At 54.4% G+C, this 12,963-nt stretch carries 14 protein-coding genes; 10 read left to right on the top strand and 4 right to left on the bottom strand.

All coding sequences use genetic code 11. From position 1 onward, the window contains the following. Position 1: 1 nt before the first annotated feature. A complete protein-coding gene (gene dpiA / locus ACERJC_RS01830; RefSeq protein ID WP_042320718.1) occupies positions 2–679 on the bottom strand; it encodes a two-component response regulator DpiA in 678 nt (225 codons plus the stop codon). Then, positions 648–2,309 (bottom strand): sensor histidine kinase DpiB, encoded by a 1,662-nt coding sequence (gene dpiB / locus ACERJC_RS01825; RefSeq protein ID WP_373670898.1) that lies wholly within the window; start codon positions 2,307–2,309, stop codon positions 648–650. Before dpiB ends, dpiA begins: the two co-directional genes overlap by 32 nt. Positions 2,310–2,698: 389 nt before the next feature. Between dpiB and citC the strand changes: the two genes are divergently transcribed. The 8 genes from citC to rna all read left to right on the top strand — a co-directional run bounded on the left by citC (position 2,699) and on the right by rna (position 10,358). Beyond that, positions 2,699–3,775 (top strand): [citrate (pro-3S)-lyase] ligase, encoded by a 1,077-nt coding sequence (gene citC, locus ACERJC_RS01820; protein WP_178823942.1) that lies wholly within the window; start codon positions 2,699–2,701, stop codon positions 3,773–3,775. Further along, positions 3,772–4,068, top strand: coding sequence for a citrate lyase acyl carrier protein (citD, locus tag ACERJC_RS01815; RefSeq protein ID WP_152405512.1), 297 nt, complete (start codon positions 3,772–3,774; stop codon positions 4,066–4,068). The genes citC and citD overlap by 4 nt, the downstream gene beginning before the upstream one ends. Continuing rightward, positions 4,065–4,973: a citrate (pro-3S)-lyase subunit beta gene (gene citE / locus ACERJC_RS01810; protein WP_046477264.1), complete on the top strand. Its 909-nt coding sequence runs from the start codon at positions 4,065–4,067 to the stop codon at positions 4,971–4,973. Before citD ends, citE begins: the two co-directional genes overlap by 4 nt. Positions 4,974–4,983: 10 nt before the next feature. Next, entirely contained in the window at positions 4,984–6,516 is a 1,533-nt protein-coding gene (citF, locus tag ACERJC_RS01805) for a citrate lyase subunit alpha (protein WP_178823946.1), read from the top strand. A 3-nt stretch (positions 6,517–6,519) separates the two neighbouring features. Next, a complete protein-coding gene (gene citX / locus ACERJC_RS01800) occupies positions 6,520–7,071 on the top strand; it encodes a citrate lyase holo-[acyl-carrier protein] synthase (protein WP_373670897.1) in 552 nt (183 codons plus the stop codon). Then, complete coding sequence (gene citG, locus ACERJC_RS01795; protein WP_152405515.1) at positions 7,043–7,951, top strand: triphosphoribosyl-dephospho-CoA synthase CitG; 909 nt, start codon at positions 7,043–7,045, stop codon at positions 7,949–7,951. The genes citX and citG overlap by 29 nt, the downstream gene beginning before the upstream one ends. Before the next feature lie 25 nt (positions 7,952–7,976). Continuing rightward, positions 7,977–9,440: a citrate/succinate antiporter CitT gene (gene citT, locus ACERJC_RS01790; protein WP_152405516.1), complete on the top strand. Its 1,464-nt coding sequence runs from the start codon at positions 7,977–7,979 to the stop codon at positions 9,438–9,440. Positions 9,441–9,551: 111 nt separating this feature from the next. Next, positions 9,552–10,358: a ribonuclease I gene (gene rna / locus ACERJC_RS01785; protein ID WP_178825776.1), complete on the top strand. Its 807-nt coding sequence runs from the start codon at positions 9,552–9,554 to the stop codon at positions 10,356–10,358. A 38-nt stretch (positions 10,359–10,396) separates the two neighbouring features. Here rna and ACERJC_RS01780 read toward each other — a convergent pair whose 3' ends face one another. Together ACERJC_RS01780 and ACERJC_RS01775 are read right to left on the bottom strand one after the other, a co-directional pair. Then, positions 10,397–11,020 (bottom strand): flavin reductase family protein, encoded by a 624-nt coding sequence (locus tag ACERJC_RS01780; protein ID WP_286632665.1) that lies wholly within the window; start codon positions 11,018–11,020, stop codon positions 10,397–10,399. A gap of 96 nt (positions 11,021–11,116) precedes the next feature. Beyond that, positions 11,117–11,953 carry an alpha/beta fold hydrolase gene (locus ACERJC_RS01775; RefSeq protein WP_152405519.1) on the bottom strand — a complete coding sequence of 279 codons (837 nt, stop codon included), beginning with the start codon at positions 11,951–11,953 and terminating at the stop codon, positions 11,117–11,119. 273 nt (positions 11,954–12,226) lie between these two features. On the opposite strand from ACERJC_RS01775, the gene rnk reads away from it, so the two are divergent. Next, positions 12,227–12,637: a nucleoside diphosphate kinase regulator gene (gene rnk / locus ACERJC_RS01770; RefSeq protein ID WP_152405520.1), complete on the top strand. Its 411-nt coding sequence runs from the start codon at positions 12,227–12,229 to the stop codon at positions 12,635–12,637. A gap of 147 nt (positions 12,638–12,784) precedes the next feature. Further along, positions 12,785–12,874, top strand: coding sequence for a small membrane protein YldA (gene yldA / locus ACERJC_RS01765; protein WP_284554214.1), 90 nt, complete (start codon positions 12,785–12,787; stop codon positions 12,872–12,874). Positions 12,875–12,963: the final 89 nt, after the last annotated feature.

Below are 12,963 nucleotides of genomic sequence, written 5' to 3'. Positions count from 1 at the left end.
ATTAACCGTGGTAAATACGCTGCGGTCTCCCCACTTTACCATGCACAATTTCCGCAATAATCAGATGCCGACTGGCGCAGTATTCAAGATACCGTCTGGCGGTCGTACGGCTGATGGTCAGCGCCTGCGCGACGGTTTCAGCAGTGTGCTGTACCTGTGGGTCAGCAAACAGCTTTTTAACCGCATTGAGCGTTAAGGCATCAATACCGGTGGGTAATTCATCTTTCGGCTCACCTCGCGCGTAGGCATTAAACATCTCATCAATTTGTCGCTGGCTGGCACTGTCGTTTTCTGCCAGCATCCGTCTACGCTGTTGATAACGGGTGAGCGTCTGTCCCAGGCGCTCATAAGCGATAGGTTTGATCAGATAATCAAACGCCCCGCTGCGCACGGCGTCCGCCACCGTTTCCATATCGCTGGCTGCGGTGGTAAAGACCACCCCGCCGGGATAATGCGACGCCGTCAACTCATGCAGCAGCGAGATCCCCTTCCCGTCCGGAAGGTAGTTATCCAGCAAAATGAGACCCGGTTTGAACCGTTCAATCATCATTCTTGCCTGCGCCAGATTACCGGCTAACCAGATCTGATGAAAACCAGGAATATGGCGGATGTACTCGGCATGCATCTCAGCAAGCAACATTTCATCTTCAACGATTAATAGGGTTAATGGTTCCGTCATTGTTCTTTTTCACTTTCGGAATAAAAAGAGAGAATAAGGTGCCGCAGGGATTATTATCTTCCAGAGTAATCATTCCGCCACAGCGCCCCACATAACTTGCAATCAAATACAGTCCGATGCCGTGCTCACCTGGCTCATCGGAACGGGTGCTCACACCTTGTTCGAATATTTTTTCGCGCAATGCTTCAGGGACACCGCATCCCTGGTCGGCAACTTCGATCACCACATCATCGCCTTCATCGCTCAGGTACAGTTCCACAACCTTATTCCCTTGCTCGGTACGCAAGCTGGCTTCAAACGCGTTATCGAGAAGATTCCCGACAATCGCCGCAAACTCGGTACTGTCCAGCCCTTCCGGCAGTTGCTGAAGCTGGCTTCCGGGAACGATCGTCATTTTGAGACCCAGTTCGCGCGCGCGCTGAACCTTACCAAACAGCAGACCTGCCACCTGGCGATCGGCAAACGCTTCACGCAGGCTGTCGATCAGCTGCTGCTGCGCCTGCGACTCCCCCTGTACCATCTCCCTGACCCGATCGTATTCTTTCATTTGCAGCAGGCCATTGAGCGTTGACATCCAGTTCAGATGTTCATGTCGTAACGTTCTGAGACTCTCCACATATTGCCTAATCTGTGTCAGTTGCGCGTTCAGGGTGGCGATTTCGTCTTTGCTGCGGAAACTGATGATCGCCCCCAGTAGTTCATTGCCTGAACGGATCGCCTCGCGGTTGGCGATAACGCTCAGGCCATTGAAGTTCACCATTGCGTCCACACGCCTTTCAGCAATCTGCTCGGTAAAGAAATCCGACGGGCTCACCACTTCATGAATCGGTTTACCCAACCATTGTCGACCCGGCGAACGCAGACCGAGCATCTTTCTCGCACTGCGGTTAATGGCCGTAATATAGCCGTCCGGATCGACGGCTATCAGCCCTTCATATACTGAGCTGAACAGCGCTTCCTGCTGACGAACCACCCGGGCAATTTGCTTCGGTTCCATCCCCATCATCTGGCGACGGATGTGGGCGGCAAACAACCAGGAGAGTAGCATCAGAACCACCAACAGCAGAACAAACACGCCAGCCATCGGCAGAATGAAGTCCAGCCGCCAGCTGTCAATTTTGCTGATCAGATAGCCAATGGAGACCACGCCGATGATGTTACCGCCATCATCAAAGATGGGCGTTTTTGCCCGCATCGCCAGCCCAATCGACCCCGTCCCGGTAATGAAATAACTCTCCCCTCTCTCCAGCGCGCCCGGTTTAGTGAACTGCATCGGGTAACCGATTTTCTCCGGATTAGGGTGATAAAGTCGAATAGAGTGACTATCGCCAATCACCACATAATCAAAATCGGTATCGCTCTGCAGTTTACCGGCAATGGTTGCCAGCCGTTGGTAATCGCGTGCCTTCACTGCCGCAATGACGCTGTCGTTGGCGGCAATAATCTTCGCCTGGTTCATCGCCATATCGCGGACATGTGTACTCAAATAATCCTCAAAACTGGCGGAAAAATACTGTGCCAGTGCGGCAATAATGAACACTGAGAAAACGAGAATAAGCAGAAAAATGCGTAACGGAAATGCCAGTCGGCGAAAAAAAGAAAACGGTTTTTTATTTTTTTGAACCAACATGACTGTTCCTTAATGGGCATTATTCGGTATAGTTAGCCAGCAAATGTAATAAAAATGTTCCATCCAAACACAGAAATAATAAAGACGATCGTTACAGATTCACCACATTAAATCAATTAAGTCATTTAACTCCACGTCACAATCTGCAATAAGAATAATTAAAAAACTTAAAACCATTAAACTCATAAAAACCATCTAAGCCTTTGTGAAATAAATCAAAATTTATCTCCAAAATACTCCTTACGATGTATGCATTCGGGAAAAAAAGAAATAGACCTTTGCAAAATCGTCTTTTTCCCGGAATGAAAACAAAACGTTATCAAATAGTATTCTCATACAACATACGCACAATACTGGCAACAACAATATATCTTCAGGACTCATCCACTATGTTTGGTAATAATGTGTTCACGCGCGTCAAACGCTCAGAAAATATAAAAATGGCGGCGATCACGCAATTCCTGAAAGAAAATGATCTGAGCGTCGATACCACCGTTGAGGTTTTTATTACCGTTACCCGCGACGAAAAACTCATCGCCTGCGGCGGTATTGCCGGAAATATCATTAAGTGCGTTGCCATTAGCGAATCGGTACGCGGTGAAGGTTTAGCGCTCACGCTGGCGACAGAACTGATCAATCTCGCCTACGAAAGACACTGCACGCATCTCTTCATTTATACCAAAACAGAGTACGAAACGTTGTTCAGGCAGTGCGGATTTTCCACCCTCACCAGCGTTCCCGGCATCATGGTGCTGATGGAAAACAGCACCACGCGTCTGAAACGTTACGCGGAGTCGTTGAGCAAACTGCGTCATGACGGAAAGAAAATCGGCTGTATCGTAATGAATGCCAACCCGTTCACCAATGGTCACCGCTATTTGATCCAACAGGCAGCGGCGCAGTGTGACTGGCTTCATCTGTTTCTGGTGAAAGAAGATACCTCGCGTTTCCCGTATGAGGACCGACTCGATCTGGTGCTTAAAGGCACGTCGGATATTGCGCATCTCACCGTCCATCGCGGTTCGGAATACATCATTTCGCGTGCCACATTCCCGTGCTACTTCATCAAAGAACAGAGCGTCATCAACCATTGCTACACCGAAATTGATTTAAAAATTTTCCGTCAGTATCTGGCACCCGCGCTGGGGATCACCCATCGCTTCGTCGGTACGGAACCGTTTTGCGGCGTAACCGCCCAGTATAACCACGATATGCGTTTCTGGCTGGAAACGCCGACCCTCCCCGCCCCGCCCATTGAACTGGTGGAAATAGAGCGACTGTGTTTCCAGGAGACGCCGATCTCCGCCTCTCTGGTGCGCAAACTGCTCGTGAAAAAAGATCTCACGGCTATCGCGTCGCTGGTGCCTTCAGCCACTTTGCAGTACCTGCAAAGCATGCCTGAACGCGCGCCCGCTCCCGCGACAGTCCGCCAAAAGACCCCCGCATTAGTAACAGGTGAAAAATGAAAATAAATCAGGCTGCCGTCGCAGGCACACTTGAGTCCGGTGATGTGATGATACGCATCGCCCCTCTCGATACGCAGGATATTGATCTGCAGATCAACAGCAGCGTTGAGAAACAGTTTGGCGAGGCCATTCGCGCCACCATTCTGGATGTTCTGGCGCAGTATGACGTGCGCGGCGTGCAATTGAATGTCGATGATAAAGGCGCACTGGACTGCATTTTACGTGCACGACTGGAAGCATTACTGGCACGCGCCAGCGGCATCCCGGCCCTGCCTTGGGAGGATCGCCAATGATTTCCGCTTCTTTACAACAGCGCAAAACGCGCACGCGCCGCAGCATGCTGTTTGTTCCCGGCGCCAATGCCGCAATGGTCAGCAACTCTTTCATCTATCCGGCAGATGCCCTGATGTTTGACCTGGAAGACTCCGTCGCACTGCGTGAAAAAGACACCGCGCGTCGCCTGGTCTACCACGCGCTGCAGCATCCGCTCTACCACGACGTCGAAACCATTGTGCGCGTTAATGCGCTGGATTCCGAATGGGGGATCAACGATCTGGAAGCGGTCGTTCGCGGCGGTGCTGACGTGGTTCGGCTGCCGAAAACCGATACCGCTCAGGATGTTATCGATATCGAAAGCGAAATTCTGCGTATTGAAAAAGCCTGCGGTCGCGAGCCCGGCAGTACAGGTCTGCTGGCCGCCATTGAATCGCCCTTAGGTATCACCCGCGCCGTAGAAATTGCCCACGCCTCCGAGCGTCTGATCGGGATCGCGCTGGGAGCGGAAGACTACGTACGCAACCTGCGTACAGAACGTTCACCAGAGGGCACTGAATTACTGTTTGCCCGCTGCTCGATTTTGCAGGCCGCACGCTCCGCCGGGATTCAGGCATTCGATACCGTCTATTCCGATGCCAACAACGAAGCGGGCTTTCTGCATGAAGCCGCCCACATCAAACAGTTGGGCTTTGACGGCAAATCGCTGATCAACCCACGCCAGATTGAACTGCTGCACAACCTGTATGCCCCGACGCAAAAAGAAGTGACGCATGCGCGTCTGGTCGTGGAAGCCGCAGAAGCCGCCGCCCGCGAAGGCCTCGGGGTGGTTTCCCTGAACGGCAAGATGGTCGACAGCCCGGTGATCGAGCGCGCACGTCTGGTGCTCTCCCGCGCAGAACTTTCCGGCATCCGCGAAGAATAAGGCAAAAACAATGACCCAGAAAAACGAACAGTTTCAACGACAGGAACGGGTAGCAGCCTGGAGTCGCCAGGCCGAAAGTGACCTTTCCACCTATACGAGTACCGCGAAACAAGCTTTGCAGGCACAAAAACCGCGTGACCAAAAACTGTGCGCGAGTCTTGAAGAGGCGATCCGCCGTTCCGGTTTACAGGATGGCATGACCATCTCCTTCCACCACGCGTTTCGCGGCGGCGACCTGACCATCAACCTGGTGATGGCAACCATTGCCAGCATGGGATTTAAAAACCTGACGCTGGCCTCCAGTTCCCTGAGTGACTGCCACGCACCGCTGGTCGACCATATTCGTCACGGCGTCGTCAGCCGCATTTATACTTCCGGTCTGCGCGGACCGCTGGCAGAAGAGATTTCTCGCGGCCTGCTGGCAGAGCCCGTCCAGGTTCACTCCCACGGCGGGCGCGTGCATTTGGTACAAAGCGGCGAACTCAGCATTGACGTGGCCTTCCTCGGCGTCCCGTCCTGCGATCCTTTCGGTAACGCCAACGGCTATACCGGTAAAGCGTGCTGCGGCTCACTCGGCTATGCCCGCGTTGACGCGGAAAGCGCCAACCAGGTGGTGCTGCTGACGGAGCAACTGCTGCCTTATCCACACAACCCGGCCAGCATCACCCAGGATCAGGTTGATCTGATAGTGCAAATAGACCAGGTCGGTGATGCCGATAAAATCGGGGCCGACGCCACCCGAATGACCACTAACCCGCGTGAACTGCTGATTGCCCGCAGCGCGGCAGAGGTCATCGCCCACTCCGGCTATTTCAAAGAAGGCTTTTCACTGCAAACCGGTACCGGCGGTGCCTCGCTGGCGGTCACTCGCTTCCTGGAAGACAAAATGCGCAGCCGCGATATCCGCGCAGATTTCGCCCTGGGCGGCATCACCGCCACTATCGTCGACCTGCATGAAAAAGGTTTGATTCGCAAACTGCTGGACGTACAGAGCTTTGACCGCAGCGCCGCTGAATCTCTGGCGCGCAACCCGAATCACATCGAAATCAGTGCAAATCAGTATGCCAACTGGGGTTCAAAAGGGGCCTCCGTTGACCGTCTGGACGTGGTCGTGCTGAGTGCTCTGGAAGTCGACACCCAGTTTAACGTCAACGTGCTGACCGGTTCTGACGGCGTCATTCGCGGCGCGTCCGGCGGTCACTGCGATACCGCCGTCGCCGCTGCGCTGTCAATCATCGTCGCGCCGCTGGTACGTGGCCGTATTCCAACGCTGGTAGATAACGTGCTGACCTGCGTCACACCGGGTTCCAGCGTCGATATTCTGGTTACCGATCATGGTATTGCGGTTAACCCGGCGCGTCCGGAACTGGCAGAACGCCTGAAAGACGCGGGGATGAAGGTCGTCTCAATTGAGTGGTTACGCGAACGTGCACAGCAACTCACTGGCGAACCTCGTCCAATCGAATTCACCGACCGCGTGATTGCCGTAGTGCGCTATCGCGATGGTTCAGTGATCGACGTTGTTCATCAGGTGAAGGAATAAGCCATGCACCTGCTCCCTGAACAGGCCACCCGCCACGCAGTTTCAATTCCCGAGCTACTCGTCAGTCGGGATGAGCGACAGGCACGGCAACACGTCTGGCTGGCGCGCCATCCTATTCCACTGGTCTCCTTTACCGTGGTAGCGCCTGGCCCGATTAAAGACAGCGAGCTCACCCGTCGCCTCTTTAATCATGGCGTGACCGCCCTGCGTACGCTGGCGGCGCAGGCGGACTGGCACATCAGGGAGCAGGCTGCACTGGCCTCAGCCAGCGGGCCGGAAGGTATGCTCTCGATTGAGGCACCGGCCCGTGACATCAAGCTCGCAACCATTGAGCTTGAACAGACTCATCCTCTGGGACGTTTGTGGGACATCGATGTGCTCACTCCCGGAGGCGAAATTCTCTCCCGCCGCCATTTCGCGCTTCCCCCTCGCCGCTGTCTGCTGTGCGAACAGAACGCGGCGGAATGCGCGCGTGGGAAAACCCATACGCTCTCCGATCTGCTCACCCACATGGAGGCGCTACTGCATGCTGCCGATTCCCGATATGCCCGTTGAAACCACCGCCCTTCCCCACACGCTGGTTGACGCGTACGGCCATCTGGCGTGGCGCGCAATGCTGACGGAAGTCAACCTGACGCCAAAACCCGGGCTGGTCGATCGTCTGAACTGTGGCGCGCATAAAGACATGTCGCTGACGGATTTTCATCGCAGCGCGCTGGCCATTCAGGCCTGGTTGCCGCGTTTTATTGAATACGGCGCCTGCTGCGCGCAAATGCCAGCCGACGCCGTATTAAACGGCTTACGCCCGTTAGGTATGGCCTGTGAAGCCGACATGTTTCGGGCCACCGCGGGTGTGAACACCCATAAGGGCAGCATTTTTTCTCTCGGCCTGCTGTGTGCCGCCATTGGCCGTCTACATCAGCAACGGCAATCTGTTACACCGGAAACGATCTGCACTACCGCCGCCAGCTTTTGTCGCGGTCTGACCGAGCGCGAACTGCGCAATAACAATCAACAAATCACGGCAGGTCAGCGACTTTATCAGCAACTGGGATTAACCGGCGCACGTGGCGAAGCCGAAGCGGGATATCCATTGGTTATCCGCCATGCGCTTCCACACTATCGCGCCCTGTTAGCTGAGGGGCGCGATCCCGAGCTGGCACTGCTCGACACCTTACTCCTGCTGATTGCGCTCAACGGCGACACCAACGTTGCCTCGCGTGGCGGTGCGGCAGGACTGCGCTGGATACAGCAGCAGGCAAACGCATTGTTACAACAAGGGGGCATCCGAACCCCCGCCGATCTCACTCATCTGCATCAGTTCGACAGCCACTGCATTGAACGCAATCTCAGTCCTGGCGGCAGTGCCGACCTGCTGATCGTCACGTGGTTTTTGGCCCAGATTTCTCAAATTAAACATTTACACAATTATTGAAAAGATCCTTTCCGGAGAATCACTTATGTCTTTATCGAAAGATACTATATGGAAGTTGTTTGCCCCCTTGATAATCATGGGCGTCATGTTTCTTATCCCCGTCCCGGACGGCATGCCCCCTCAGGCATGGCATTACTTCGCCGTTTTCGTGGCGATGATCGTCGGTATGATTCTGGAGCCCATTCCGGCTACCGCAATCAGCTTCATCGCGGTCACCATCTGCGTGATTGGCAGCAACTACCTGTTGTTTGATGCCAAAGAGCTGGCGGATCCGGCATTTGACGCCGGTAAACAAGCGCTGAAATGGGGTCTGGCAGGTTTCTCCAGTACCACCGTCTGGCTGGTGTTCGGTGCGTTCATCTTCGCCCTCGGCTATGAAGTCACCGGTCTTGGCCGTCGCATCGCGCTGTTTCTGGTGAAATTCATGGGTAAACGTACCCTGACGCTGGGCTATGCGATTGTCATCATCGACATTCTGCTGGCGCCGTTTACGCCATCCAACACCGCGCGTACCGGTGGCACCGTGTTCCCGGTAATCAAAAACCTGCCGCCGCTGTTTAAATCGTTCCCGAACGATCCGTCCGCACGTCGTATCGGCGGTTACCTGATGTGGATGATGGTCATCAGTACCAGCCTGAGTTCGTCGATGTTCGTCACGGGTGCGGCGCCAAACGTGCTGGGCCTGGAGTTTGTCAACAAAATCGCCGGTGTGCAGATAAGCTGGCTGCAGTGGTTCCTCAGCTTCCTGCCGGTCGGTATCATTTTGCTGATCGTTGCGCCGTGGCTCTCTTACGTTCTCTACAAACCTGAAGTCACACACAGTGCAGAAGTCGCCGCCTGGGCAGGTGATGAACTTAAAACCATGGGCACTCTGACGCGCAAAGAGTGGACGCTGGTCGGTCTGGTTCTGCTGAGCTTAGGCTTGTGGGTCTTCGGCGGCGAGGTGATCGATGCCACCGCCGTCGGTTTGCTCGCCGTTTCTCTGATGCTGGCACTGCACGTGGTGCCGTGGAAAGACATTACCAAATACAACAGCGCCTGGAACACGCTGGTGAACCTTGCCACCCTTGTGGTGATGGCAAGCGGTTTAACCCGTTCCGGGTTCATCGACTGGTTTGCGGGTACCATGAGCACCCATCTGGAAGGTTTCTCGCCTAACGCGACGGTGATTGTGCTGGTGCTGGTGTTCTACTTTGCCCACTACCTGTTTGCCAGCCTGTCGGCGCACACGGCGACAATGCTGCCGGTTATTCTGGCGGTCGGTAAAGGTATCCCGGGCGTGCCGATGGAACATTTGAGTATCCTGCTGGTGCTGTCCATCGGGATTATGGGTTGTCTGACGCCATACGCAACGGGTCCAGGGGTGATAATCTACGGCTGCGGCTATGTGAAATCCAAAGACTACTGGCGTCTTGGCGCCATCTTCGGGGTTATCTACATTGCGATGCTGCTGCTGGTTGGCTGGCCGATTCTGGCGATGTGGAGCTAGTCCTGACGTAAAACGCTGAATGGATCAAGGCCCGCGGGGTAAACACACCTCGCGGGCTTTTTTTATGGTTAAATAGATACTATTCAGATTTTATATAAGTTCAGAACCATCATGAAACCGACCTGGCAAAAATGGGGGTGGCTCGCCGCCTCACTCCTCCCTCTTTCTACGGCAACCGCCAACGAATTACAGCCCACGCAGTACGGCGATTTCGACCGTTACGTGCTGGCACTCTCCTGGCAGACGGGATTTTGCCAGAGTCAGCATGAGCGCGACCGCCGCGAGCCTGATGAATGTCGCCTGCAAAAAGAGACCGCTAACAAAGTCGATTTCCTGACCGTTCACGGTTTGTGGCCAGGATTGCCGAAATCCATCGCGTCGCGCGGGGTCGATGAACGCCGGTGGATGCGCTTTGGCTGCGCCACGCGTCCCATCCCCAATCAGCCAGAAGCGCGCGCCAGCCGTAAATGCGCGGCACCCGAAACGGGCCTGTCGCTGGAAACAGCCGCCAAACTCAGTGACGTTATGCCGGGTGCAGGCGGACGTACTTGCCTTGAGCGCTACGAATACGCAAAACACGGTGCCTGTTTTGGCTTCGACCCGGATGCATACTTCGGCACGATGGTGCGGTTGAACAAAGAGATCAAGGCCAGCGAGTTAGGGGTATTTCTCGGTGAAAATTACGGCAAGAGCGTGAGTCGCCGCGCCTTCGATGCGGCGGTGGCCAGGCGCTGGGGAAAAGAGGCCGTCAGCGCAGTGAAACTGAGCTGCCACGGTAATCCGGCTTACCTGACGGAGATCCAGTTCTCACTGAAGGCCACGACCATCAACGCGCCGCTCTCCGCTGACTCGTTCGCCCCGCAACCCCATCCGGGGAACTGTGGTAAACAGTTCATCATCGACAAAGTGGGTTACTGATTCACTGTCCCGGCGCGAAATCCGCGCCGGCAACAGCGTCAACGTTTCGCGCGAGCATCCGGACGCACCAGGTCAAAGCGGTGCGACTCGCTGATCGCATAGTAGGCCGTCGGGCCACCGGCGCGCAGCACGGGCTGCGCTTTTGCGGTCTGGTAAACGCCTTCTTCCAGCAGCGTTTCAGCGATGTGAATCCCCACCACTTCGCCCAGAATCAGCCAGGTTTCGATGGCTTCCCCTTGCGCGGTCGTGAGCTGAATACTCTGCGACAGGCGACATTCAAAATTCACCGGACTTTGTGCAACGCGTGGCGCTTTCACCAGACGACTTTCCGCCTTCGTCAGCCCGGCGGCAAAAAATTCATCTTCGCCATGTGGCAGACTGGCGGAGGTTTCATTCATCGCGCTGGCTAACTCTCGCGTGGTCAGGTTCCAGACAAACTCGCCGGTTTCCATGATGTTACGTACGCTGTCTTTCCAGCCGGTGCTGGCAAAACCGATAATGGGCGGATGATAATTGAAACAGTTGAAGAAACTGTAGGGTGCCAGGTTATCCCGACCAGCGGTATCCTGAGAGGCGATCCAGCCAATAGGCCGTGGACCAACGATGGCATTAAGCGGGTCGTGCGGCAGGCCGTGTCCCTGCGAGGGTTGATAGAAATACATAGTATTCTCTGATGAATGTGACGTCGGCGAAGCACGAATTGCGCTCCGCTCATCCCCCTGATGGAAGAGGATCAGCGTAGAGTAATCCGTTAAAGATTACGACTGAATAAAGTTCAGCAGATCCTGATTTATCTGCTGTTTATGGGTGGTGCAAATACCATGGGAACCACCCGCATAGACCTTCAGTTGCGCGTCAGGCAGTATTTCCGCTGCGACTTTGCCACAGGTCTCAAATGGGACAATTTGATCGTCATCACCATGAATAACCAGGGTTGGGATAGTCATTTTGCGCAAGTCTTCACGCAGGTCCGTTTCCGAGAACGCCTTGATGCAGTCGTACAGCGCTTTTATTGAGCCCTGTAATCCCTGCTCCACAAAGCTTTCCCGCACCGCTTTCGACTCTTTCGCGCCCGGACGGTTATAGCCATAGAATGCAGCGGTCAGCTCATAGAAAAAGGCGGCACGGTCATTGACAACCCCTTCACGAATGCCGTCGAAAACCGCTTCCGGCACACCGTTTGGGTTGAACTCGGTTTTCACCATAATGGGCGTCACTGCGCCAATCAATACCGCTTTTGCCACCCGCTGCGTCCCGTGTCGCCCGATATAACGCGCCACTTCGCCACCGCCGGTTGAGTGACCAACGTGCACCGCATTTTGCAGATTCAGGTGTGCGGTCAGTTCAGCCAGATCGTCCGCATACTGGTCCATATTGTGCCCCTCCCACGGCTGGGCTGAGCGACCATGTCCGCGCCTGTCGTGGGCTATCACCCGAAATCCTTTCGAGCCAAGAAAAAGCATCTGATCTTCAAAGGCATCAGCCGTTAACGGCCAGCCGTGGCTGAAGACAATCGGCTGTCCACTGCGGTTACCCCAGTCTTTAAAATACAGATAACTGCCATCTTTGAGAGTAATTTTGTCGTACTGGCTCATGAGATCTCCTGTAATAGAACACTGAGAGAGTGACGCGCCGCGGCGCGTGCTTAAAAAGCATAATGCAAATTTGAGAACGATCACGTTTATCGAATAAAATTCATACTAGTGATGCTTTTTTAGCTATTTACCCGAATGTGAACTAAATCACTTCAAACCCGGGGTAAGTCTCAGTATCATCTGGAGAGTTAAACCCTTGCCGCCAGACGGTGAGGGTTTTCTTTTGGGAATATTACCTGCGGCAAAACGCAGTACTGACGACATGGAGTAAAAATGTCCAGACCAACTATCATCATTAACGACCTTGATGCAGAACGCATCGATCGCTTACTGGAACAACCCGCGTATGCAGATTTACCCATTGCCGACGCGTTGAATGACGAGCTGGATCGTGCCCAAATGTGTTCGCCGGAAGCCATGCCGCATGACGTCGTGACCATGAACAGCCGCGTTAAATTCCGCAATCTCAGCGATGGCGAAATTCGCGTGCGTACGTTGGTGTATCCTGCGGCGATGACCGACAGCAATACGCAACTGTCAGTGATGGCGCCCGTCGGTGCTGCGCTGTTAGGCGTGCGTGTGGGCGATACCATTCACTGGGAACTTCCGGGCGGCGCATCCACCCACCTCGAAGTGCTGGAGCTGGAATACCAACCCGAAGCAGCAGGCGACTTCCTGCGTTAATCCCATCTGCATAAGCGACTTTCCGCTTTACCCAGAGGATGCGTTCGCATCCTCTTTCCGTCACTTTGCGTAAAATCACCCATTCTTCCTGGTTCGCCTTCCGCCTGACTCGTCCACACTGAATCGGTTTCATTGGCAGGTGCGGTCATGAACGAAACATTCAGCATATTACTGGGATTCCTCATCATGGCGGCGATCATCGTCGGAGCCGTGCTTTACCTGGAGAATCACTGGTAGCGAATGCACAAGGAATCGCCGCACAATGCGAAAAATCCCCTGCAGAAAGCAGACAGAATTATTATTATATGCTTGAATGATTTGAGTAT

The organism is Citrobacter telavivensis, assembly GCF_041807075.1.
In the GTDB taxonomy this organism is placed as follows: Bacteria; Pseudomonadota; Gammaproteobacteria; order Enterobacterales; family Enterobacteriaceae; genus Citrobacter_A; species Citrobacter_A telavivensis.
Note: the sequence above shows the minus strand (reverse complement) of the source record. Positions and strands in the feature narration are given on the sequence as shown.

What these genes read in the sequence shown, in the direction of transcription:
- dpiA (WP_042320718.1), bottom strand. Translation starts at nt 679, where the DNA reads ATGACGGAACCATTAACCCTATTAATCGTTGAAGATGAAATGTTGCTT.
- dpiB (WP_373670898.1), bottom strand. Translation starts at nt 2,309, where the DNA reads ATGTTGGTTCAAAAAAATAAAAAACCGTTTTCTTTTTTTCGCCGACTG.
- citC (WP_178823942.1), top strand. Translation starts at nt 2,699, where the DNA reads ATGTTTGGTAATAATGTGTTCACGCGCGTCAAACGCTCAGAAAATATA.
- citD (WP_152405512.1), top strand. Translation starts at nt 3,772, where the DNA reads ATGAAAATAAATCAGGCTGCCGTCGCAGGCACACTTGAGTCCGGTGAT.
- citE (WP_046477264.1), top strand. Translation starts at nt 4,065, where the DNA reads ATGATTTCCGCTTCTTTACAACAGCGCAAAACGCGCACGCGCCGCAGC.
- citF (WP_178823946.1), top strand. Translation starts at nt 4,984, where the DNA reads ATGACCCAGAAAAACGAACAGTTTCAACGACAGGAACGGGTAGCAGCC.
- citX (WP_373670897.1), top strand. Translation starts at nt 6,520, where the DNA reads ATGCACCTGCTCCCTGAACAGGCCACCCGCCACGCAGTTTCAATTCCC.
- citG (WP_152405515.1), top strand. Translation starts at nt 7,043, where the DNA reads ATGCTGCCGATTCCCGATATGCCCGTTGAAACCACCGCCCTTCCCCAC.
- citT (WP_152405516.1), top strand. Translation starts at nt 7,977, where the DNA reads ATGTCTTTATCGAAAGATACTATATGGAAGTTGTTTGCCCCCTTGATA.
- rna (WP_178825776.1), top strand. Translation starts at nt 9,552, where the DNA reads ATGAAACCGACCTGGCAAAAATGGGGGTGGCTCGCCGCCTCACTCCTC.
- ACERJC_RS01780 (WP_286632665.1), bottom strand. Translation starts at nt 11,020, where the DNA reads ATGTATTTCTATCAACCCTCGCAGGGACACGGCCTGCCGCACGACCCG.
- ACERJC_RS01775 (WP_152405519.1), bottom strand. Translation starts at nt 11,953, where the DNA reads ATGAGCCAGTACGACAAAATTACTCTCAAAGATGGCAGTTATCTGTAT.
- rnk (WP_152405520.1), top strand. Translation starts at nt 12,227, where the DNA reads ATGTCCAGACCAACTATCATCATTAACGACCTTGATGCAGAACGCATC.
- yldA (WP_284554214.1), top strand. Translation starts at nt 12,785, where the DNA reads ATGAACGAAACATTCAGCATATTACTGGGATTCCTCATCATGGCGGCG.